The sequence below is a fragment of the Brevibacterium sp. 1718 genome, assembly GCF_051131255.1.
Classification (GTDB): Bacteria; Actinomycetota; Actinomycetes; order Actinomycetales; family Brevibacteriaceae; genus Brevibacterium; species Brevibacterium sediminis.
In genome coordinates, this window is record NZ_CP186550.1 from 692,313 (window position 1) to 715,077 (window position 22,765).

The 22,765-nt window shown below is 56.2% G+C and carries 13 protein-coding genes; 11 read left to right on the forward strand and 2 right to left on the reverse strand.

What is annotated here, in order from left to right; translation table 11 throughout:
• Positions 1-48 precede the first annotated feature (48 nt).
• The 10 genes from ACOZ9V_RS02985 (at position 49) to ACOZ9V_RS03030 (ending at position 17,573) form a co-directional block, all read left to right on the forward strand.
• The gene (locus ACOZ9V_RS02985; RefSeq protein ID WP_434593452.1) at positions 49-1,965 is read left to right on the forward strand and encodes a polysaccharide biosynthesis protein; all 1,917 of its coding nucleotides are present in this window, start codon (positions 49-51) and stop codon (positions 1,963-1,965) included.
• On the forward strand, positions 1,965-3,002 hold the full coding sequence (locus ACOZ9V_RS02990) for an MraY family glycosyltransferase (RefSeq protein ID WP_434593455.1): 1,038 nt from the start codon (positions 1,965-1,967) through the stop codon (positions 3,000-3,002). Before ACOZ9V_RS02985 ends, ACOZ9V_RS02990 begins: the two co-directional genes overlap by 1 nt.
• Positions 2,999-4,360: a glycosyltransferase family 4 protein gene (locus ACOZ9V_RS02995; protein ID WP_434593458.1), complete on the forward strand. Its 1,362-nt coding sequence runs from the start codon at positions 2,999-3,001 to the stop codon at positions 4,358-4,360. Before ACOZ9V_RS02990 ends, ACOZ9V_RS02995 begins: the two co-directional genes overlap by 4 nt.
• Positions 4,357-6,102 carry a glycosyltransferase family 4 protein gene (locus tag ACOZ9V_RS03000; protein WP_434593461.1) on the forward strand — a complete coding sequence of 582 codons (1,746 nt, stop codon included), beginning with the start codon at positions 4,357-4,359 and terminating at the stop codon, positions 6,100-6,102. The genes ACOZ9V_RS02995 and ACOZ9V_RS03000 overlap by 4 nt, the downstream gene beginning before the upstream one ends.
• A complete protein-coding gene (locus tag ACOZ9V_RS03005) occupies positions 6,099-6,980 on the forward strand; it encodes an ABC transporter permease (protein WP_062239295.1) in 882 nt (293 codons plus the stop codon). The genes ACOZ9V_RS03000 and ACOZ9V_RS03005 overlap by 4 nt, the downstream gene beginning before the upstream one ends.
• Positions 6,967-8,274 carry an ABC transporter ATP-binding protein gene (locus tag ACOZ9V_RS03010; protein ID WP_434593465.1) on the forward strand — a complete coding sequence of 436 codons (1,308 nt, stop codon included), beginning with the start codon at positions 6,967-6,969 and terminating at the stop codon, positions 8,272-8,274. Before ACOZ9V_RS03005 ends, ACOZ9V_RS03010 begins: the two co-directional genes overlap by 14 nt.
• Entirely contained in the window at positions 8,271-9,152 is an 882-nt protein-coding gene (locus ACOZ9V_RS03015) for a DUF6270 domain-containing protein (protein ID WP_434593467.1), read from the forward strand. Before ACOZ9V_RS03010 ends, ACOZ9V_RS03015 begins: the two co-directional genes overlap by 4 nt.
• Complete coding sequence (locus ACOZ9V_RS03020) at positions 9,149-12,691, forward strand: bifunctional glycosyltransferase/CDP-glycerol:glycerophosphate glycerophosphotransferase (RefSeq protein WP_434593469.1); 3,543 nt, start codon at positions 9,149-9,151, stop codon at positions 12,689-12,691. The genes ACOZ9V_RS03015 and ACOZ9V_RS03020 overlap by 4 nt, the downstream gene beginning before the upstream one ends.
• 86 nt (positions 12,692-12,777) lie before the next feature.
• On the forward strand, positions 12,778-16,527 hold the full coding sequence (locus tag ACOZ9V_RS03025; RefSeq protein ID WP_434593472.1) for a CDP-glycerol glycerophosphotransferase family protein: 3,750 nt from the start codon (positions 12,778-12,780) through the stop codon (positions 16,525-16,527).
• Between the two features lie 11 nt (positions 16,528-16,538).
• A complete protein-coding gene (locus ACOZ9V_RS03030; RefSeq protein ID WP_434593475.1) occupies positions 16,539-17,573 on the forward strand; it encodes an XcbB/CpsF family capsular polysaccharide biosynthesis protein in 1,035 nt (344 codons plus the stop codon).
• A gap of 30 nt (positions 17,574-17,603) precedes the next feature.
• Here ACOZ9V_RS03030 and ACOZ9V_RS03035 read toward each other — a convergent pair whose 3' ends face one another.
• Together ACOZ9V_RS03035 and ACOZ9V_RS03040 are read right to left on the reverse strand one after the other, a co-directional pair.
• A complete protein-coding gene (locus ACOZ9V_RS03035) occupies positions 17,604-18,890 on the reverse strand; it encodes a polysaccharide pyruvyl transferase family protein (RefSeq protein ID WP_434593478.1) in 1,287 nt (428 codons plus the stop codon).
• A complete protein-coding gene (locus ACOZ9V_RS03040) occupies positions 18,887-19,798 on the reverse strand; it encodes a GT-D fold domain-containing glycosyltransferase (RefSeq protein WP_434593481.1) in 912 nt (303 codons plus the stop codon). The genes ACOZ9V_RS03035 and ACOZ9V_RS03040 overlap by 4 nt, the downstream gene beginning before the upstream one ends.
• Positions 19,799-20,689: 891 nt before the next feature.
• Here ACOZ9V_RS03040 and ACOZ9V_RS03045 point away from each other — a divergent pair.
• Entirely contained in the window at positions 20,690-22,753 is a 2,064-nt protein-coding gene (locus tag ACOZ9V_RS03045; RefSeq protein ID WP_434593484.1) for a hypothetical protein, read from the forward strand.
• Positions 22,754-22,765 lie beyond the last annotated feature (12 nt).

A 22,765-nucleotide genomic window follows, 5' to 3' on the forward strand; every position in this document is an offset into this window, starting at 1 on the left:
TCAGGACCCATTCCCTCACGGACCCCAATGAGGCGGCACGGCAGAGCCATGGCGCTGTCACTCATCGATGGTCTCGTCTTCGCGTTCCTCGTCGTGGCGATGACACTTGTGCGGTACGACTTCCACACTCATCTCGTCAATGCACCGGGCATGTTCGTCTGTTCGGCAATCGCTTTGGTCGTCTTCCTCATCGGCGGGCCTCTGGCGATCTACCGCGGTCGCTACCGACGGGGATCGACCGATCAGTTCGCTGCCATCGTGGGCACCGTCGCATTGGGCGTCGGCATCATGTGGGTGGCCGAATTCGCCCTTGCCCGTCAACTGCTCATCCCGACCAGCGTCCCCATCACGGCGGGAGCGCTCATGGTGGTGGTCAAGAGCCTCGAGAACTGGATTCGTCGCAATATGAGGCAACGCAGCCTCACCACGTCCGGCGCTTCTCGGCCCACGATCGTCGTCGGCGCGGGGGACCAGGGCATGCTCGCCCTCGACATGATCGCTCAGGACTCGCACAACGAATTCGTCGCTGTCGGCATCCTCGACGACGACCCGGCCAAGCGGCATCTGCGATACAACGGAATTCGCGTGCTCGGACCGATCGCCGACATCGCCGCTCATGTCGATCGCACCGGCGCCGGGGCAGTCATCATTGCAATCTCTGACCTGCCACCTGAAGATCTCTCCCGCATCGCTTCGAATCTCGAATCCCGGCCGGTCGAGATCAAGATCATGCCGAAGCTCTCGGACTCCGCACTGGCCCGCCCCGAACCGGACGCCCATGACGTCGCCGACCTGCGTCACCGAAGCTTCCGCGACGTCAGCCTCGAAGATCTCATCGGACGCAAACCGATCTCGACGAATATCGACGACATCGCCTCGGCGATCACCGGCAAGGTCGTCCTCGTCACCGGGGCGGGCGGCTCAATCGGCTCACAGCTGTGCCGCCAGGTCGCCCGGTTCGACCCGGCCCGACTCATCATGACCGACCGGGACGAATCCGGCCTGCACGCCACCGAGCTCGGTCTCGAAGGTTCAGCCCTTCTGACCAGTGACGACCTCGTCCTCGGAGATCTGCGGGATCCGGCTTTCATCGATGCCCTCGTCGCCGAGGCGAAGCCGGACATCATCTTCCACGCCGCTGCTCTCAAACATCTGACTTTCCTCGAGCGCTTCCCGGAGCAGGCAGTACGCACGAACGTCGGTGCCAGCCTCGACCTGCTCAACGCAGCAGTGGCTCACGACGTCGACGCTTTCGTCCACATCTCCACCGACAAGGCCGCCGGCGCGACCTCGGTGCTGGGGCGGACGAAGTTCTCCATCGAGCGGGCGATCGCCTCTGTGGCCGCGGCAACCGGACGGCGTTATATGTCGGTGCGATTCGGCAATGTGCTCGGTTCCCGAGGGTCCGTACTTGAAACCTTTGTGGCTCAGGTGGCGGCCGGCGACCCTGTCACTGTCACCGACCCCGAGGTCACTCGCTACTTCATGACTGCCGATGAGGCATGTGAGCTCGTTCTGCAGGCAGCGGCGATCGGCGGCCCCGGAGAGACCTTGGTCCTCGATATGGGCGAACCGATCCGCATCGCTGACCTCGCCAAGCGCGTGATCGCACTGTCGGGTCGCAGCGATGCGCAGATCGTGTACACCGGTCTGCGCCCGGGGGAGAAGCTCACTGAAGCGCTGCTGTCGCCGGGCGAGGTCGACAGCCGCCCCAATCATCCGCTGATCACTCAGGTTCCGATCGCTCCGATCGATCTGGAGAAGCTCGGTGCCCTGGTCGCTGAATCTCGTGATCCGCAGGTCTTCACTCACCGATCGGTCCTCGAGGAGCGCTTGACGAGCCTCCTCGATTCCGAGGCAGTCCCGGTCACCGATGACGCAGCGGCGGCCATCGAACCGGCATCGACGTCATCAAAAGCCTCCGAGCCGCGAGCAGATCCTCATGACACCGGAGTCGGCCTCTGATGGCTTTGCAGTCGCTGGTGATCCTGGTTGTGGCCGCGGTGGTCACGGCTCTCAGCGCCCTCATCGCCTTCCCCTTGCTGCGTCGAGCGGGGGTCGTCGATGTCCCCTCTCATCGCTCGTCGCATACACTGTCGACCGTACGCGGCGGGGGGATCGCCATCGGCTGCGGCATCACCGTGGCCACGATTCTCGCCATGGTCTGGAGCATCAGCGAAGACGGGGTCTTCGGCCTCGGCGGCGTCCTCCTGCCGATCGGTTTCCTGGTGCTGACCTGGTGCTATTCGGCCATCGGGATGAGCGACGACCTCGACTCCCTGCGCCCTGCCGGGCGACTGATCGGACAAGTCATCCTGGCTCTGCTGTTCAGCGCGATCATCGCGATGTTCTCCACTCAGGGAATCGCCCACGTCATCGCCTTCGCCGTCATCGGAGTGACCACGGTCAACGCCGTGAACTTCGTCGACGGACTCAATGGCTATGTCACCGAATGGACCATCGTCACGGCCGGATGGTTCGCCTTCGTCGGCTCCTGGGTGGGCGAGAACGATATCGCTCTGCTCGCTCTGGCGCTGGCCGGTGCAGCTGTCGGGTTCCTCCCGTTCAACCTCGGTCGAGCCAAGGCGTTCCTCGGAGACACGGGCAGCTACGGAATCGGGGCGGCAGTCTTCTCCCTTGCGGTATGGCTTTTCGTTCAGGGAGTACCGATCGTCGTCATCATCGCCCCGATGATCTTCGTCTTCTTCGACGTCGGACTCACTCTGGTTATGCGACTCTTCCGGGGAGAGAACATTCTCTTGCCTCACCGTGAACATATCTACCAGCGGATCCAACAGGCAGGGTGGCCGCACAGCTCCGTTTCACTCTTCCACGCCGCGCTGAGCATCCTTGCCTGCATTATGGCCATTCCGACCCTCATCAGCGGAAATACGGCGACGACGTACCCGGCCCATGTGTTCTGGGTCGGATTGCTCGCCCTCTACGCGCTTCTGCCCATGTGGTTGAACCGTCGAGCCCGTACGGAGGCGGTCACCGCATGAGAATCGTTCTCCTCAGTCATTACTACTACCCCGAGGTCGGCGCACCGCAGCGACGGTGGCGCATCCTCGTCGACCACCTGCGTGCAATCGGACACGACGTCATCACGGTGGCACCGCATCCGCACTACCCGTATTCCGACCGGAACCGATTCTTCGGCTCCAATGTCGGGCGGGGGCGCCGTCGAGTCGACGTGCGCCTCGGCGGTACCTGGGACACCGGAATCGACGGTGAGCGGATCCTCCGCGTACCGTACCTGCACAGCGGCTCGTCGATGGCTCTTCAGCTGCTCGACCAGACAGTGTCAGCGACAGGCGCGATGTCGGCGGTCATCGATCGGCTGCGAGGCAGAATGCGCCCCGATGTCATCGTCTCCACAACTCCGGCACTGCCGTTTCTGCTGGCCGGCGACACCCTGTCGCGACTGCTGCGGGTTCCGCACGTTGCTGAAGTCCGCGACGCCTGGCCCGACCTCATTTCGGAAATGAACCTGGTGACGGGAGCCGTTGGGAAGTATCTTCCCGGGTCGTTGACGCAGCGACTCGAACATCGACTGCTTCCGGACCTGCTCACTCGTGCTCAACGGCGTGCAGCGGTCGTCGTCGTTACTACCGAGGGTTTCAAACGTCGCTTGGAACAGCGTGGGGTGACCGCCGAAGTCGTCCGCAGCGGAGTCTCGCCGGCGGAGCTGGAAGGTGCGTCCGGGCTGACTGCCACGGGGGCGATTCCCCTCGTCCCCACGGCAGACGAGACGGGCACTCCCGGCGGCGAAGTCATCGGCAGGGCTGAAGGCGATCGCCGTGGACTCAACTTGCTGTACGTGGGCACGGTCGGGCGATCTCAGGATCTCAGCACCTCGATTCGTGCGTTGGCTCGCACCGAGGGCGTGCGACTGCGAATCGTGGGCGATGGCGTCGATGCTGTCGAACTCAAGACCGTCGCTTCCGCGTACGGTGTGCCGGTCGAATTCCATCCACAGATCGCAGGTGCCGAACTCGCGGCCCATTGGGAGTGGGCAGATGCCGGGCTCGTCAGCCTCAGCTCGCTCGACTCCTATGCGTGCACTGTGCCGTCGAAGCTCTATTCGCTGATGGCCCGTCGAATTCCTGTCCTCGGAGTCGTTGCCGGTGAGGCCGCGGACATCATCACCCATACCGCGGCAGGAGAAGTTGCGGTTCCCGGTGAGGTCGCTTCCGTAGCCGCGGCGATGAAGAGGATGCGAGAACGAGTCGAATCTGGTGAGGAATTCGGATCGAATCCGCCCTCAGGTCTGAACCCACGCGACTGGGTGGTTCGGAATGCTTCGGCGGCCGCAATGGGCCGCACATACGAACGGCTCCTTGAGCGGGTGGTTTCGTGAACCTGCGCTTCCTCGCACGACAGCTGACGAACGTTGTTCTGACCACGGCTGGTCATATCAACGACGACCGGGTGTTCTTCGGTATGCAATTGGCACGTCGACTGCCGGGCCCTGCCTCGCGCTTCGTCGGACAAGCACTCGGACGTCTGCCAGGCGACGCCACTCGGGCGGCATCCGCGTGGCTGCTCGGAGAAGAGACGACAGCGGAGTCATTGGTCGCCGGATCCCCCTCGCCTTCCCGACTGCTCGGCGAGATCGCTCTCAATTTGGGACTCCTTGACGAAGCCGAATCGATCGCGGCTGCCGTTCCCGGTGCCCAGGCACTGAGCTCACGTATCGAGTGGACCAAGGGACACATCGACGAAGCCATCGCAGTCCTGCCAGACGGCGCACGCCGGACACGACTGCTCGATGAGCGACAGTCTCTGCAGCCTCAATGGTGGCCGGAGGTGTCGAGCCATGTCACAGCTCGTCGTTTACGCGGCAATGCGGAGCTTGACCGAGTTCAGCATCCGACGGCGCTGCATGTGCTGACGAACTCCTTGCCGCATACCCGCTCCGGATATGCGTACCGGTCACATGCCATCCTCACCACTCTGCGGGACGCTGGCCATCAAACGGCCGCGATCACACGCCCGTCGTATCCCGTGACCATCGGACGACTGAGCCAGGCACCGGTCGAAGTCGTCGACGGAGTCGAATACATCCGTGACGTGCCTCTGAGGCCACGACCCACGCCATCCGAGCGGCTGAGCGAGCAGGCAAATCACATCGCTGCTGAAGCCCGCGAACGTGGTGCTGAGATCCTCCACACGACAACGCACTACGTCAACGGCTTGGCCACTGGTGCGGCCGCGAAAGCAGTGGGCCTGCCATGGGTCTACGAAGTCCGCGGAGTCTTGGAAGAGACGTGGACGGCAGCAGGAAGCAGCCCGGAAGAGCGTTCTGCGCGACGGGACAGTCAACGCTTCGCACTCATGCGGGCCAAGGAAATTGAAGTGGCGTCGGCAGCCGACGCAGTCATCACTCTGGGCGAGACTATGCGTGAGCACCTGATCGCCGGGGGAGTGCCGGCAGAAACCATCACTCTCATTCCGAATTCGGTCTCCGAAGCAGTTGTCGACACCGATGTCACCCGCACTCCGGCCGAGGTGAGAAAAAGCCTCAGTTTGCCCGAAGACGGAATCTGGGTCGGCACAGCAGCGTCGATCGTTGGATACGAGGGCCTCGACGACCTCGTCGATGCCGTCATCCTCGCCCGGAGCCAGGGCACGGACCTGCGGCTGCTGATCGCCGGCGATGGTGTCGCACTGCCGGTACTGCGGGAACGCGCCGAGGTTCTAGGGGAGAACGCAGTCTTCACCGGTCGGGTCTCTCAAACACAGGCAATTGAATACCAACTGGCGCTCGATGCGATCGTCGTGCCGCGCAAGGATGAACCGGTCTGTCGTTTGGTCACTCCGATCAAACCGATCGAAGCGATGGGTCTTGCGAGACCCGTCGTCATCTCCGATCTGCCGGCACTGCGTGAACTGGTTCCGGACAGCGCAGGTTTGGCGACACCGCCGGAGAACCCGCAGAAGCTCGCGGAACTGCTGTCCGAACTCGCCGCCGATGCCACTGCGCGGGCGAGATTCGGAGACAATGGACGAGCACACGTACTTGCAACTCGCAGGTGGAAGGAAATCGGACGACGATATGGGCAGGTCTATTCTCAACTCGTGGGGAGTGATGTGCGATGAGTGAGACGAAGAATCCCCTCGGGCTGAGCTCGATCCCGTCCGTGTCGAGTGAAGGTCTCGTGCCCGTCGGACGACGGACGAGCCTGAGCAGCTACCTGGCCGCGCTGTGGAACCGCCGCCACTTCATCATCGCCGAGTCCCGAGCCAAGATGTCGAGCTCGACGAGGAAGAACATACTCGGCTACGGGTGGCTGTTCCTCAATCCACTGCTTTCGGTGCTCGCGTTCTGGTTCATCTTCGGTTACATCCTGGGGACCTCGCGAGGTATTCACAACTTCCTCGGGTTCCTCGTCGTCGGCGTATTCTTCTTCGGTTACACAGGTAAGTGCATGACTGGCGGAACCGGAGCGATCCGTTCCGGTGCGTCCATGATCAAGGGCTTCCAATTCCCACGCGCAGCGCTCCCGATCTCCACCGTGGTCCGCAATTTCCTTGACTTCATGCCGACCCTGCTGGTCATGGTGATCGTCCTCGCAATCGCCCCACCGCTGGAAGAGATCACGTGGAGAATCGTTCTGGTGATCCCTGTGGTGATCCTGCAGACGATCTTCAACGTCGGACTCGCCTGCTTCCTTGCGCGCCTCGGTCACAAGATCCCGGACCTCACGAACTTCATGTCGATTGTCAGCCGTTTCTGGCTCTACGGATCGGGAGTGTTCTTCTCCATCGAAGACCGACTGGACAATCACCCGGCACTCTTGGCAGCTATGCAGTACAACCCGATGCATGCCTACCTGACGCTGGTGCGCAACTCACTGCTCTACGGAGTGGATACAGATCCGAAGATGTGGATCGTCGGCACGGTCTGGGCGTTCGGCCTTCTCATCGTCGGATTCCTGTTCTTCTGGAGAGGGGAGGAGAATTATGGCCGACTCTGAGGTCCAGGAACCCAATATCATCGCGGAGAACGTCCAGGTCCGGTACACCGTCAACACCAACGATCCCGGCAGCAGGGCAACTGGTGTCCGACGCCTGACGAACAAGATCGTCGGACGGCAAGGTCAGACGACTGTGCGAGCGCTGCGTGGGGTCAACTTCGTTGCCCGCGAAGGAGAGATGGTGGGAATCGTCGGGGCCAACGGTTCCGGAAAGTCCACCTTCCTGCGCAACGTCGCCGGGGTCGAGCAACCGGACCGTGGCCGCATTCTCGTCCGTTACCAGCCGCTTCTGCTCGGTGTCAGCGCTGCCTTGCAACCCGCGCTGTCGGGAAGTGAGAACGTGCGCCTCGGATGTCTGGCGATGGGTTTGTCCCCCGAAGAGGCGGCCGAAGCCTTCGACTATGTCGTTGAGCTTTCGGCGTTGGGCTCGGCAATCCATCGGCCGATGGGAACATACTCTTCCGGTATGGGCGCCCGGCTCAGATTTGCCATCGCTTTGGCTGCGCGACCGAAGATCCTGCTCATCGACGAGGCTCTGTCGACCGGCGACGCGACGTTCGCTGAGCGCAGCGAACGTGCGATGGATGAGCTTCTTGCCGAAGCAGGAACGGTTCTGCTCGTCAACCATGCCGCAAAAGTGATTCAGGAGCTGTGTACCCGCGCAGTCTGGATGCACCGAGGCGAGATCCTCATGAACGGCCCTGCCGAGGCTGTCGCAGAGAAATACCGCTGGTGGGCGTGGAATGTTGCCAAGGGCAAAGAAGACATTGCAGACAAGCTCCTTGCCGATGTGGTGAGCAACGCGGTCAAAGAGGAGATCAACATCCTCGAGCCCGAACTCATCAAGAATCCCATCCCGCGGCACGCAGCGCGCCCGTCCAAGACGAAGGCAGCTCCTGCACGTCATGTGAAGCGGCAGGACTCGGTCGACGAAGTCGAAGAGACGCCGACTCCGATGTTGGCCGCTGCCGAGGAGCAGGTCTGGCCAAAATCATTCGACGCCGAAATGCCAAAGGCTAAATTCCCGGCTCTGCCCAAACCGGCTTCTCAGGCAGTGAGCGCCCCACGAATCACCGATGCCCCGCCTCTGCGGCTGAATCCCAGTAAGAAACGCGTCGTTCTGCGGGCAGCGAACCCGAATGACCGTGCGTCGTCGGTTGCCGCTGCGGATGACTTCACCGGCCGGAGGCTCGCTTCCCGCGCGCGCAAGATCGCGGATGAACGGTACGAGGAGCGACAGCGTTTGCGGCAGGAAGACGAGGCCCCTGTCGTTCACCAGGATTCGGGCCGATGAGGACCGCAATCTTCGGCTCCTGCGTGTGCCGTGATACGGCGGAGTTCATGCCTGAAGCCGAGGTCGTGGCTTACGTGGCCAGGCACTCGGTGACGAGCTTGGAGTCTCCGCACGGGACAGTTGGAATCGACCTCAGCGATCTGACCTCCGCTTTCCAGAAGCGCATGGTCACCAGTGACCTCAAGGGGAGCGGCATTGAGAGGATCGTCAAGAATGCAGACGATTTGGACGTCGTCCTCCTCGACCTGGTGGATGAAAGACGAGGATTCTGGAAGTTCCCCGACGGCACGACGATGACGAACTCGATTGAGGTGGAGTCCTGCGGTGCCGCCCGCGCGGCGCGTCGTGAAGGGGCTCGACTGATCGAGTTCGGCACCGATGAGCACTTCACACGGTGGAGCAAAGGCTTCACGAAACTCATCAAGGAACTCAGAGCCGCAGGGCTATGGGAGAAGACGATCCTCCTCGACATCGAATGGGCGGGCGCCCTCGACGGCGCACAGCATCCACAGAACGACGGTTTCGCCAGCCTCGGCCGCCGATGGAGGCGCCTCCAGCGCGGTTCACGTGAGGCGGGCAGGGAGCTCTCGAGGGGACGTGGCCTCGCCGATGCATGGCAGAGCATGCGCAACATCAAACCGACTGAGGCAGAGGAGTATGCCGACCGCGCTCTTTCAGCCAATAGTGACTACATCCGGTATCGTAAAGAGGCACGATCGCTGGCAGCGTCGTCAGTGGTGAGAGAGAGCCGCGAGGTTCGAATCGACAGAGACCATAAGTGGGGCCCGCAGCCTTTCCACTTCCGACATGCTGACTATGAGTCGATCGTCGAAAGCATCCGTCAGCAGGTGAAGAGGAACGGTGGTGAGGCCATGTGAGCGGACAGCAGTGGCGAAAAGCACTGTGGCATCTGCGGCATGGCGGGGTCGAAGGGTTCAGAGAATTCCGGCGTAAGCGCGAATCAGAACTCGCTTCGACTACGACAGCGATCGTCGGATCACCCAGTCAGAATGGCACGGACACTCCGACGCTGAGTGTGATCGTTCCTGCATTCAACGCGAGTGAGTTCATTGACCGCTGTTTGAAGAGCATATTCAGCCAGCGCGGTGTGTCGTTGGAAGTCATCGTCATCGACGATGGTTCGACCGATGACACCGTTGAAAAAGCCAGCCAGCATTCTCACGGTGATAACTCGGTAACGGTCCTCACCGGACCCAACGAGGGCCCGGCGCGTGCACGTAATCGTGGAGTCGACGCAGCCCGAGGCAAGTACATCACCTTTGTTGATGCTGACGACGAGGTGCTGGCCAACGCATACTCGACGCTGGTTGATTCGCTTGAACGAACTGGCTCTGATATCGCCACTGGGGCGTATGTTCGTGTTGGCTCGGCTGGCCGGTCCAGGCCGAAGCTGACCGCGCGAGTACATGCTCGTCAGCGATTGGCAGTTCGGCTGGACGATATGCCGGAACTGTTGGAAGAGCCTGTCCTGTGGAACAAAGTCTACAGGCACGACTTCTGGAACCGGCATGTCGGAGAGATGTGGGGGTTCTCCAACTACGAAGACCAGGAACCTGTCTATAGGGCACTGGTCGGTGCCGCGGCGATCGACGTACTCACGAATGACGTGTATGCGTGGAGGCTAGCCGATGGCAGAGACACGCGGTCCAAGCGCAAAGCCGATCTGAGTGATCTGCAGTCGAAGCTTGAAGTCATCGATGCTCTCAGAGATACCTTGAACCACGCTCCTGATCACGTGGTCGAGCAGGCATATGCGATCTGGATGGGAACCGACCTCGCTATGCACGCCGAGTACCTCGATACGGCTAATAGGCGGTTCCGAAAGACTCTCTGCGATGCAGCCAAGAGTCTTAGAAAGTCGATGCCGAAAGGCGCCTGGAAGCTCATGCCTGCACAGGAACGTCTGTACATGTGGGTTGTGGCGTCCGGGGACTTGGACGATATCGAAGAAGTCCTCGGAACGAGGATGGAAGAGACCCGAGCCGTGCCGCTCGAACTAGTCGACGGCACCTGGACAGTCGCACCGACGTACCTGTCTCGACTCAAGACCAATGTGCCGCAGCGGCTGTTGAAAGCACAGCATGTCGACTTCAGACCCGTCGTCATCGTGCGAAATGCGCGGTGGATCGATGAACAGCAGATCGAGCTCCAGGGGTGCGAATACATTCCTGGGGTCGATCCAGAGCAGACCACGTTCCGTATGCAGGGAGTCATGGATGGGGCGACTGTTCTGGACGTATCTGTGGAGACCCGAAATGACAATCGAGTGGACTTGGACGTCGGTGATCCTTGGAGGACGTACGAGGCTGGGGGATTCACGGCTCGAGTCGACGTCTCCGGTCTGGGGAACATTTCCCCACGAGGTATTGACCTTATTGGCTCATTCGAAATAGAAGGGAAGCATCTTCAGGCGCCCGCGGTATCAACTGCGGTTGTGGGAATGATTGCTCCTAGCCCGATTCGCGATTCGGGACGCCTGACAGTTGTCGCTGACGAGCGAAGCGAATTGTCGATTCGCCCCGTAGACATGCCCACTGATCCAGTCGTCGTGAAGAATGTCGACTTCCGTGGGCGGGATGTGACGGTGACTCTCGACCGTTCTGAGAATGTACGTGGCTTAACGTTGCATACTGCCGGGAACAAGGTCGAGCTGGAAGCAAACGGACCTTCTATCTTTTCGACCACGTTGCCTGAACTTCCTGAGCGATTCCGAACCCATGGGGAACGGCAATGGAAGCTGTTGGCCAAGTCTACCGAAGGAAATGACGTCGATGTATACCACGCATCCGTCGACTATCTTCTTCCCGGCACCTCAAGTGTGCGTCTTGCTGCGAATTCTGCTGGCAAGGTGAGACTATCGCAGCGGTTCCGGCGAGTGACTGTAACGGGTGCGACAAACGACCGGGATCGGCTACTGATCATCGGACGGATCGACCCTCCTGAGAAGCTCAAGGTCGTACTCAAATCATCCGAGCAGACGATTGAGCCTGATGAGTCTGCGCTACATGCTGATGGCAGCTTTACCGCTGTGTATGACCTGACGACTACCGGGGCCGAAGGAGGCAAAGTCGCAGCACTTGCAGGCGGCTATCACCTGAAGTACGGAGAATCTACAAACCAAGCCGACAATTGGGCTAGAGCTGCAGGCAAACTGGCAATCCGGCCTGTGGACTGCTTCACCGAGTGGAACACGCTCCGGGTCGAAGGACGAGCCTCGGGCGCCGTCTCTGTCGCGGCCTCACCGCCTTGGTCTGCTCAGGAGCGAACGAAGTACGGACGCTTCAGGCTCCGCGAGAAAAGCTGGGGACCGTTGACGGACGGAATAGTATTCGAGTCATACAACGGTAAAAGCGCTAATGACAATCCAAGAGCATTATTTGACGCAATTAGCGCCGTAGGAAGCGACATACCCCTATACTGGTCGGTGCGTGACCGTAGCATAGACGTCCCGAGCGGTGGAACGCCCATTATCGAGGGCACGGCTGGATGGCACCGTGCGCTTGCGACGAGTCGAGTCTGGGTAAACAACAACAACTTTCCGCATTACATTAGAAAATCCAATAGTCAGTATTACTTACAGACATGGCATGGTACGCCAATCAAAAAGCTACTATTTGATATGCCTCGTCGAAAAGTGCCGCTGACTTACCGGCGTATTATGAAGAAGGAGTCGGCAGACTGGGATCTATTGCTTGCCCAGTCTGACTATGCTGCATCGCTTCTCCGCACTGGACTCGGCTACATCGGCGAAATAAGAGTGGCTCAATACCCAAGGAACATAAGGTTGTTCGACGCAATAGCCAATCGTGAAAAAATTAGGGACCGGCTCGGAATTCACCCCAAAGAACAAGTTATTACAATTATGCCCACATGGAGAAATGAGCATAAAGAGGGGACAAAACTGGATTGGTCGTCGGCAATGGCGGCGGATCGACTCGTGAAAGAAACACGGGCGCAAATTCTCCTGAGGGCCCATCACGTCACTCAGTCGACGGAGGCCAGCCGACTCGAGGCGATCGACGTTTCTAAGTGGGAACATGTAGAGGACATTATAGGAATAACTGATGTGCTCATTACAGACTACTCTTCTGTGGTCTACGATTTCCAGTTAACAGGTAGGCCGGTAATATTGTATGTACCAGATAATCGCGAATACCAGTCGGAACGCGGGCTCTATCCGCCTGAGGAGCCATTATTAACATCGATCTCAGCCTTTGCGATCACGTCCGAACAGTTGATCGAGTCGGTTCATGCCGTGATTTCCAGTGAAACAGAATACACCGATCCATTGTCGACTCATGAGTTAATATTGCATAAATTGGAAAGAGACGTAGCAGAGCTATCGTCAATGACTTACAAAATAGCTACTGGTGTTTGGGGGCCACGGAAGAATTGAAAGTTTTAATGAATAGAACAGGCCACAGTAGTGCGAATGGCGGACATGATCCCAGGACTTGGGCGCTAATCCAAGAAGCTAAATTGATGAACCGCTTGGGAAACGGGAAACGCTCTTCAATCCTCAAACAGATTCATGAGCGATGCTCAGATCCGTCACATGCCTATGACTATGGCCTTGCGCTTCTGCGAGAGAACAAACTTGAAGACGCGAACTTCGTCCTATCACATTGCAGTCGAGTATCTGGGGCAACAGCTGAGTGGAAGTATCGGCATGCGATCGTCTTTGAACGATTGAAGCGGTATGACGAGGCCATTTCCCTGCTTTCTGAAGCCAGTAGCATCAAGCCGAATGTTTCCGAGTATAGATATAGGTTAGGGGTGTGCTTTGCGGCGAAAGGAAAACACGAGGAAGCTTTCTACAACTTTGAAGCGGCTATAGAGCTCAACCCGCAGGATGATCGCGCTGCGAAACGCCTCACTAGATCATTATCGCAATCAGTACCCCTTTGGCGCCGATTCGAGGTTCTTGCAAATGCAGTACAAGCGGTTCCTGATGCGCGCAATCTCATGCTCGATTATGCAACGACGGCGTTTTGGCTACGAAAGTACGAAATGGCCGCCAGCGCTTATCGTCGCGCTTCTCATCTTGGAGAACTAGACTATAAAGCGCTCTATCGATATGCCAAATCTAGAGAGCAATTGGGAGGGGATCCCACTGAGCTCTACAGTCGTGCGATTGCAGAAAGTAAGAAGGCCTGGATCAAACGGTTGGGAGTGGGTGCGTTACATGAAGACCAGTCCGATCCATTGATGGCTATTGCTGCTTATAAACGAGATTGGCATACTGGACGGAGCTCGGCCGAGTTAGCATTTCGTATCGGATCTGCTCTAGAACGTACATACGATTGGAAAGCTGCTTACGAATGGTTTCAAAGCGCAATCAGTTTGGAACCCGGAGTTGCTTATAGGCAGTACAAACTCGCGTTAGCAGCCGAGCGCGTGGGCGAGTACCTGAAAGCGATCAACAGCTATAAACTAGCGGCTGCACTTGACAGCGACAAGGGCAAATATTGGCTGTTTCGTGCGGGTCTTTGTGCTATTCGACTTGGTAACCAAGAGGATGGCTTCGGGCTTCTGATGGCATCTTATGGGGCATCAGTAGCCGGCATCGTGGACGGTCAACAGTCTCATGAGGCAGCCGAAAGCGAGGCCACCTTAGACGGATGGATTGATCCAAGCATCTTAGAGATTGGACACCGGACGCCCGGAATCTATTCAGAATCGGCGACGCTTGCGCGCTCCCTTGGGAAGGTTAGCGAGTCTCTGCCTCTCTTCAACAAGTACTTGGATCGAGAGGAGCCGAGAAACCGAGAGCTCATTGCCGCGGCTGCAACTGAACAGTGGCAGAACGGTCACCGCTCTAAGTCCATCGATACACTCATCTCCGGCAGAGCATTTAAAGATCCGGATGGTTTGGACGTGAGATCGATGACTAAATCGACTCAGGCAAGGAGAACTTCAGTTTATGCCGAGTATCGGGAAACGTGTCCTATAGACGACAGCGCGATTCTGTACGAATCATATTGGGGAAAAACAGTCAGTTGCCACCCGTTTGCTATTTACAAGCGTCTTAGGGAGCGTCCTGAGCACAAATCGTTCAAGCATATCTGGGTGGTGCAGAAGTCGGCGGATATACCAGATGCCTTAGTTGATGACAAAGACGTAATATTTGTCCAGTATGGATCGGACAAGTATCTCAAATACTTGGCAACTGCAAGATATTTGATCAATAATACTTCGTTCGTTCCCTACTTCACGCGGAGGCGGGGGCAGTATTACTTGAACACCTGGCACGGTACGCCTCTGAAGACTCTCGGTAGGAGTGTTAGCGAGAGCGTCACGGAGCACTTCAACATTACAAGAAACCTACTTCAGGCTACCCACTTAATGGCCCCGAATGAACATACTAGAGACGTGCTGTTAAGAGATTTCGACATTGAGGGCATAAGCTCTGCGCCAATTGAGATTATCGGTTCACCACGTCTAGACCAGTTGGTGAACTCTACCGTGTCCGATAGCCGTCGTGTGCGCGACGAACTTGGTATCGATTCTGGCGATGGTCGAAAGATCATTCTTTACGCGCCGACATGGCGAGGAAGTAACAGTTCGCGTGAACTCGATGTTTCGCAACTGCGTGCCGATTTGAATTTCCTCAACACTCTTGAGGGGTTCATAGTTTACTTTCGGGGGCACCATCTTACGGAAGACAAGTTGGACGGATCGGACATTGATGCCAGGGTCGTACCGAGTTCGATGGATACTTATACCATGCTGGCTGCGACCGACATTCTGATTACAGACTACTCCAGTCTGCTATTCGACTTTCTCGTTACAGGAAGACCAGCTGTAGCTTACGTGCCTGACCTGGAGGAGTATAAAAGCGAAAGGGGGCTGTATCTTTCTCCCGACGATATTGTGTCGCAAGTTGCTTCCGACCATGAGGAACTTGAACGCTGCATATTGGAGTCCAATGATATGCTCAGCGATCCCAAGTATATAGCTTCTAAAGAAATGTATGCTGGAAGAGAGGACGGGCAAAGTTCTGACCGAGCAATTGACTACCTGTTTTCTGAGATCGAGGTTCAGAGTAGTGTTACTAAGCAGAAAGTCATTGGGCTCTTCGCGTCACTTTACCCGAACGGTATAACAGGTGCGATGCGTGATTTGATAAACACGCTTCCTGAAGATCGCGTTCGCGTGGTCATCTTTGCTGACGCTACTAACACCAACCACTACCTTATCGACGAGTTTCTGACTGGCGTCAAAAGGCGAGTGCAGGTAGTTACTAGGTCCGGTCTGCCAGTCTTTACCCTGAGGGAACGTCAAGCTTACACAGACCTACAGAGGTGGCGGCAGTTTGGGAGTCCGCATCATCACAGAATACTAACGACTGCTTTTGCACGTGAATACTGCAGGCTTGTCGGCGATGCGTCATTAGATTCGGTAATGCAGTTTGAGGGATATTCAACCTATTGGACGGCGTTGCTCGGCTCGATTGACAGTGCCAAAACCCAGAATTCCATCTACCTCCACAATGAAATGGAGAAGGAGATTTCGCTCAAATATCCGTACTTGGCAGAGGTCTTCCAATGGCTTGATGACTACAGCCATGTCGCGTCAGTTTCTGAACCAGTCGCAGGAGCCAACGAAGAGTTCTTGCATAACGCTGGATACCTCTCTACCGGTAAGTCTGTCACTTGGCTACGCAATGTGATCGATGTCGAACGGGTCTTGACAATGGCAGAGTCACTGCCGTCGGAACCGCTGGCTCAGGGCTCGCCGTTACTGGTGGCTGCTGGAAGGCTGTCAGTAGAGAAGAACCACGAGCTTCTGATCGAAATGATGCCAACGTTGTTGGAGACCGCGCCTGGAGCGCGATTGGTCATCATGGGTGATGGGCCATTGCGTTCTAAGCTTGAAGCTACAGCGCGGCAGCTAGGAGTGGCTGATTCAGTCCAGTTCTTGGGACATGTGACCAACCCATATCCCTACATCAAGGCGGCCAATTGCTTCTTGCTCCCGTCATTGCACGAGGGGCAACCAGTGGTCTTGTTTGAAGCTTTAGCGTTGGGTACTCCGTTCGTCGCTGCACCAACCCCAGGGACACGCGATCTCACTCGTCTGGTTGGTCTCGACACCACTGAACCGAATGTCAGATCTTTCGTTTCCGCGATAAATGAAGTCTGCTCACGAGGAAGTTCTCCATCTGTGAATCTTGACGTGGTGAATAGGGAATCGTTGAAGTTGTTCGGCTCGATCCTGGCAATAGATTAGGGAGTGTGGGTATGGAACTAGTGAGTCCAGGAGTTGCACACGTTCGACTTGGAACTGATAGCCCGAATGTGGCATACGAACTTGCACGCGCTGGAGTGAAGTACATCCACTTGGATAGATCTATAAAGAGTGTCACACGCAATAGCGCCTTCATTCATGAAGGAGTGGAGGATAAGAGTATTCGCTCATGGCTTGTCGAAATGGCAAGGAATGGATACTTCGTATACTTGTCAGACGATCGTCATGCTAGATTCTGCCACCAAGATAGGTTGCGCCATATTTGGCAGGCACACACTAAGGGAGACCTATCCATTAGCGACGAGGGCGTATTCTACAACCTTGAGCGTGGCGACGAACATGTTGGACCCGAGCATGTAGTAGTAATCTTTTCCGCGATCGGTAACGAAATGTTCACAAGCTCACTCAACCGATATTTTGTTCGGAATTACAGACATCTCGGTAGCGCGATTCCTCGGAAAGACTGGGTTGTTCGTATTCCGGATGTAGGAGGTGTATTAGGTTCCTTCTACTTGCCGACGACCCACGATCCACAGAACGCTGATCGGATACATTCGCTGCTGACAGAGATTATAAATCGAGCTAATGTAGCGCCTAGGAATATGATCCTCGTCGGTTCTTCCAAGGGAGCTACTGGCGCGACCTATCATGCTCATCAACTAGGTGCTTCGCTTGTGTCGGTAGACCCGATCCTTAGCGACAGATACTACGTTGAGGAACAGAAGGACTGCCATTTTACTGAAGGGGGCGTCTTTCTTGAAAGTAAAGAATCTGTATTTGCTAGACTTAGACGCCAGCCAGTCGACAGTTCATCGAGGCGATTCGCGGTCACGTCGGAGCATTCTCCTCAGTTTACTAAAGTTAGAGAGTTCTTTGATTCTACTGGTACTCCCATCCTGACCTGCAACAGCCCGGATATCCGCGATCATCCGGACGTCGCGAAGGTCACCCACCGCGTCGTCATGTCGTTGGTGACAGCCATGACTTGCGGTCTGCCCCTTCCGGCTCAGAGTACGACAATCAACTGATCAGGACGGCTCTCGCCCAGCCAAGACCTTCTACCTGGCTGCGGGAGGCAACCACTGCTTATAGCGGCTCGCTTCTACAGGAGTAGGCTCGGGATCTGTACCGACCGTGCTCAGGCACATTATGGAGGCCCAGTGATCTAACGAGTCGTCCAATCTGTCTAGGTCTGTCGTCGTGCTCGGAAGTGAACATGAGGAAGCGATTGCCTTGAGTGTTGCCGAGTTTAGCTCTTCGACCGATAGAGTCGCACGGCTGACCATAGACTCGTCAACGGTAGTCATGAAGTCGCGGAATTTGAAATCAGTCGAATGTAGGCGATGTTCATCTATCTGGAGCCATACCCAGGGAACACCATATGACTGGGCGATAATAATGCCATGCAATGATGTAGAAATGCATATTTGTGAATTGGCGATAGATTCGATGACGTTCTCCAGGCCGTCCTTTACATTCACGAAGACGAACTCCTTCATCGTTCCCGTGAAGTACTTCTGATGCTCCCAGTGGCATACGAGCGCGATTTTCTGATCACCAGAGTCCTGCTTTCGTAGCAATTCTGGAGTGAAGTAGCGACTAGTGAGTAGTGCGGGGTCACCGAACACCTCCGGCACATTCCATTTAAGTTTGCTAGCCATCTGTTCGGCCGACATTTGTCCACGAGACGCTAGAACTGAGATGTTTCGTAGTCTTCCCAGTCTAGATATGTGACTATCGTTCAGTTCGGTCAGCATGCCGCTTCCCCAGATGTACGTATCGGACTGGTCTATTAGAGGAATGATCGACCCGGCGCTTGCCAGTGCAGGTCCTATACTTGTGCTTCGCCAGCGATTCACGGGCTTAATTGAGTAGCGTCGATTAATTAGCCAGGGGCCCAACATATCGCCAAAGTTTGACACGGAATCCCACCAGTACATGGCGGCAGTGCCGTTCTGATTATTGGGCTCGACAATTTTCGACTCATACGCATTGATGCGTCGGCCTATTTCATCGAGCGCAAGGAATAGTTTATGCTTGAGTTGGCTTTCGGTTACTTTCCCTGAAAGGGAGCTTATCGCGTGGTACTCGTCGCCATCTTCAATCTGCATTCGAGAGGATCCGATAAGTGCGCCACGGAGAAGCTGTTGTGTAGAGCTATCTCTTCCTAATACGCTTAAAACTGTTTGATTGGACCCTTGTTTCTGTATGCTTACTGTTAGTCTATGTCCGGTCCGAATTATGCTGAAAATTGCCTCTTTTTCATTGGCGCGCGCGTGATTAATCTGTTGTGCGATCATTTCTTCGCGCTGTAAAGCGTCCAGTATTGCTTGATGTGACTTCACTTTTCAGTGCTCTTTTCACTATTTATGGTAAGTTGCTCTGGAAACTTGCCGCCTAGGAACACGTTTGCGTAGCTGGCAGCTAGGTGGCCAATGTCGATTGAATGGCGAGCGCCGCCTTCGGGTGAGGACAAGTACGCCGCAAGTACTGTGCCCGTAGGGCCGAGAGCACACAGGTATAAATCGTGTTCTTCAGTTGCGTCAATTGTCTCGATTAGGTTCGGTAGATCGTCAAAGGCGTTTCTCGGTGGTGCGTCGAGTCTGGTTATTTTTAGTGTGTTGTCAAATAGTTGAGGTAGGAGTTCAAATCGCGAACCTTTTCCCGCGATCACGCAGACTGATTTGTTTTCCCAGACCGATCGCCATGATTCCACTGCTGCTTGTCCGTGTTTTTGAAAGAAAAGTGGTCGGGATACGTGTGTGTTGGCCCACTTGGTGGTTGACGTTTGAAGTAGAGGTTTGAGGTGGTGCCAATTTTCCGCCCATATGCCTAACCAAAGGCGGGATACGTAAACGGTCGGAAAGGCCAATAGCAATCTATCGTCTTCCGCGTCTTTGTTGATCAGAATCTGGCGTAAGGTGCTTGCCAGCTTCTTGTTTGGTGTTTGAAACGAAAGCTCAAACTCGGGCTGGAGCATTAAGCGTATTTCACCGTCGCCCCATCGGGCTATAGATCTCCCGCTCTGAATATGCTCCATGGTTTCAAGCATTGTTAACTGACGTGACTGTATTTCTCGGTCTACTTCGGCAAGGGTATCTTTCAAGGCAATTTTTGCTATCGCTTCCGTGAGTCGATTTTGTTCTTGGAGCGATTTGTTGATGCTTTGTAGCAGTGATGACTGCTGTTTCAGGAGCTGGATGTGCTCTTCAGAAAGATTGCTGGGGGGTGGTGGTGTCATTGGATCGCTCATGTTTTGCTCCTCGACGTTGGTTACTGTGTTCTGTCAGTGTACTGTCGTTGAGCGGTTTGGAGTAATGTTTGGCCTTTGAGTCGGCCGTCCCGGGATTGATTGCTCTGGGCGCCAATGAGTTTGCATTCCGTGTGTTGGTTGTCTGTGAATGTTTATTGCTGGTCGACGTGATTAATCACGATTTGCCAAGTCGGCCTTTGTGGTTCTGTGTTGCTGCGTTGAGGCCAGAGCGCTTAGTTGTAGTGGGTGCCCCGCGTTTCACACCGGGGTTGCTGCATGTATGAGATAGGGCCAGTGCGTTGGTCGAAATGGGTTTTCGCGAGGCGTGTTTGGATCGGTGAATCGTATATTTGCATCCTCTTTATTGATGTTATGGTACTGGGTTTAGTTCTCCTTATCTGTTTGTCTCGGTAGCCTTTCTCGAAGTGCCTCTCACCAATTCCGGACGTCTTAAAGTTTACAGTTTGCTCTTAAGTTGGAATGGACGATTAGAGGTTCCTAGGGTGCTCGCCATTTGCGTTGTTCCAACATGCTGTATCGCAGCCTGTTCTGCTCGGCGATCGTTGAGATTGCGCTTCTGCTTTCTATAGGTGCGCGTAATTCGTGTTATCTGTCGTTGGTTTTGGCTCCTTGGCCCTGTCGACAGTCAGGAGTGGGAGTCGGCTAGAGGAACTGTCTGTGTGTGAGCTTCTGACGGGCCTTTATGCGTAGCTACGAACTCGGCGTTTATCGGCAGTGTTGCTCTTGGAGAGTCGTATCCATTCAAAGCAGTGGTTGGCCCGAGGTTTCGCTGTGACGCACCCTGTGCTTTTCAAGCCAACGGGGTCTAAAATGTTTTTGAACAATAGTCGTTTTAGTCCTGGTGGCCGATAAGGAATCTACAATCCTGGTATGCCATCAGTGTCCACTTTGTACCCACGAGGGTTTATTGCTCACCATCAATCGCTCGAGACTTCTGGTTGGGAAGGTCCACCAGATCGGTTTCAGCACCTGAGTTTTGGTGAACTTTCAATTTGGTTCGACGGCGAGCGTACGCCGGCCATCGCCAGGTCGGAATCAACATCGTTGCTGGTTGTTGGTACAGCGGCATTCGTCCCTCCTGTCGCTCGGGATGCTGAGTCAACTGCTGATCTTCAGGTAATTGCCGAAGCGCTCCACGCGGCACTGGCTAAGAGTCAGGAGCGTTTCCTCGACGCTCTGGACTACTTGGGAGGGCGGTTCGCAGTCATCGTTGAGGTCGACGGTCTGTACCGTGTATTCCACGATGCGCATGGCACGCGCACGATGTACTACGACACGGATCGTCCGGCGTTCTCTTCGCACGCGCATCTGCTCGCTTCACTTGTCGGAGCGGAACCTCGCCATTCTGACGAACTGAAAGTGGCTCATTCGTGGGCGGCGCTGCCTCTATCGTTCGCCTGGGATGAAACGCCGTATCCGACGATTCGTGCTCTGCTTCCAAACCATGTGCTTGAGCTCGAGTCGAGACGCACCTATCGCTACTTCCCTCGCGAGCGCAATCGGTTCACCGGGCTGACCTTCGAAGAACGCGCCTCGGAGATCAATCGTCTGTGGCTGGGACAGATGAGTGCATTCGCTCAAACCACCGACCGATTCTTCGTCTCGCTGTCTGGAGGACTCGACTCCAGAGTCGCTCTAGCCGCACTGCGTGATTACAAGGACAAAGTCGATGCATTCACCTACTTCACGAACAACGGAACCGGCAACTGGGCACAGGCCATGCAGTTGGACCGAGACCTCTCCCGCGAGGTACTCGCTCTTGCGCAGGTCAATCACGTACCGATCGTGCATGGACAGGGTACGAAATTCACCGAAGAAGACAAGGCCATTGCGGACAAGAACTCTCTTGTCGAACACGGGCGTTGGCTGGTCGCTCGCTATGTCGAGAATTTCGGAACTAGCACCGGGCTGCATTTCAGAGGCAACACTCAAGAGACGATCCGGTCCTACTACGGCTCCACCAAGCAGAGGGACCCGATCGATCTTGTCAAAGGCCTCATGTCCTCACGACTGAAGAGCGTCAACCTCGACGACTCAGACATCAAGGACTACGAAGCGAAGCTCGACAGCACACTGAAACAGTTCGGCTACCCGAACGCGCTGCACGACTTCGTGGCCTCAGACATGTTCTATTGGGAGATTCGGATGGGGCGGTGGCTGGCCGAGATTTACAACGAGACCGACCCTGCATTTGACTCGATCTCGCCGATGAACATGCGGGCCATCGTCGAACTCGGGCTCGCGGGATCTGAAGACGAACGACGGTCCGGGATCATGTTCACCGAGCTCATCGACCGCAACTGGCCCGAGCTGAATTTTCCTGGAATCAACAACAGGAACAACCTCTACAAGCAGAACACTGTTCTCCGTAAGTCGCTCACCGAAGCCAAGTCACAAGCAGCCGCGGCTCCACCCTGGATCGGACGAGCAGGCGACAACCAGGACCATCCCCTGTCGGCCGGGCCACTGTCGATGGAATCTAACAACCACACAGTCGACTGCCCGCGGGGCGAAATCAGGATTCCAGCAGAAGAGCTCGGTGTCGGAGCATTCGCCAGACGAGAAATGACATGGTCGGACGAGGACTTCAGCGTCCTCACTTTCAGCCAACGAAGCAACTACGTCAACTCAAGAGGCACTGACTATATTCGCTTTGAGGTCGAGGTGAATGGGCAGACTCTTGTTGCTCACAAGATCGGATTCGACTCGGACACCACCTACTGGGCCGTGTACGGGCTTCGGTCAGGCGACCAAGTCAGTCTGGGCGTCCGCTCTCTGCGGACAGTGACTACCGAGTCGTGGTCCAGAGCCTCTCGGTGCTTCATCACAATCCTGGATTCCGCAACTGATTACTGGGAGCGACGAGGATCTCTCGACCTGGGTTATGCGACGACTAGTGCGGCGACCATACCAGGGGAGTCCCTGCGCGGATAGATCGACGTACTC

What these genes read in the sequence shown, in the direction of transcription:
- ACOZ9V_RS02985 (WP_434593452.1), top strand. Translation starts at nt 49, where the DNA reads ATGGCGCTGTCACTCATCGATGGTCTCGTCTTCGCGTTCCTCGTCGTG.
- ACOZ9V_RS02990 (WP_434593455.1), top strand. Translation starts at nt 1,965, where the DNA reads ATGGCTTTGCAGTCGCTGGTGATCCTGGTTGTGGCCGCGGTGGTCACG.
- ACOZ9V_RS02995 (WP_434593458.1), top strand. Translation starts at nt 2,999, where the DNA reads ATGAGAATCGTTCTCCTCAGTCATTACTACTACCCCGAGGTCGGCGCA.
- ACOZ9V_RS03005 (WP_062239295.1), top strand. Translation starts at nt 6,099, where the DNA reads ATGAGTGAGACGAAGAATCCCCTCGGGCTGAGCTCGATCCCGTCCGTG.
- ACOZ9V_RS03010 (WP_434593465.1), top strand. Translation starts at nt 6,967, where the DNA reads ATGGCCGACTCTGAGGTCCAGGAACCCAATATCATCGCGGAGAACGTC.
- ACOZ9V_RS03015 (WP_434593467.1), top strand. Translation starts at nt 8,271, where the DNA reads ATGAGGACCGCAATCTTCGGCTCCTGCGTGTGCCGTGATACGGCGGAG.
- ACOZ9V_RS03025 (WP_434593472.1), top strand. Translation starts at nt 12,778, where the DNA reads ATGAACCGCTTGGGAAACGGGAAACGCTCTTCAATCCTCAAACAGATT.
- ACOZ9V_RS03030 (WP_434593475.1), top strand. Translation starts at nt 16,539, where the DNA reads ATGGAACTAGTGAGTCCAGGAGTTGCACACGTTCGACTTGGAACTGAT.
- ACOZ9V_RS03040 (WP_434593481.1), bottom strand. Translation starts at nt 19,798, where the DNA reads ATGAGCGATCCAATGACACCACCACCCCCCAGCAATCTTTCTGAAGAG.
- ACOZ9V_RS03045 (WP_434593484.1), top strand. Translation starts at nt 20,690, where the DNA reads ATGCCATCAGTGTCCACTTTGTACCCACGAGGGTTTATTGCTCACCAT.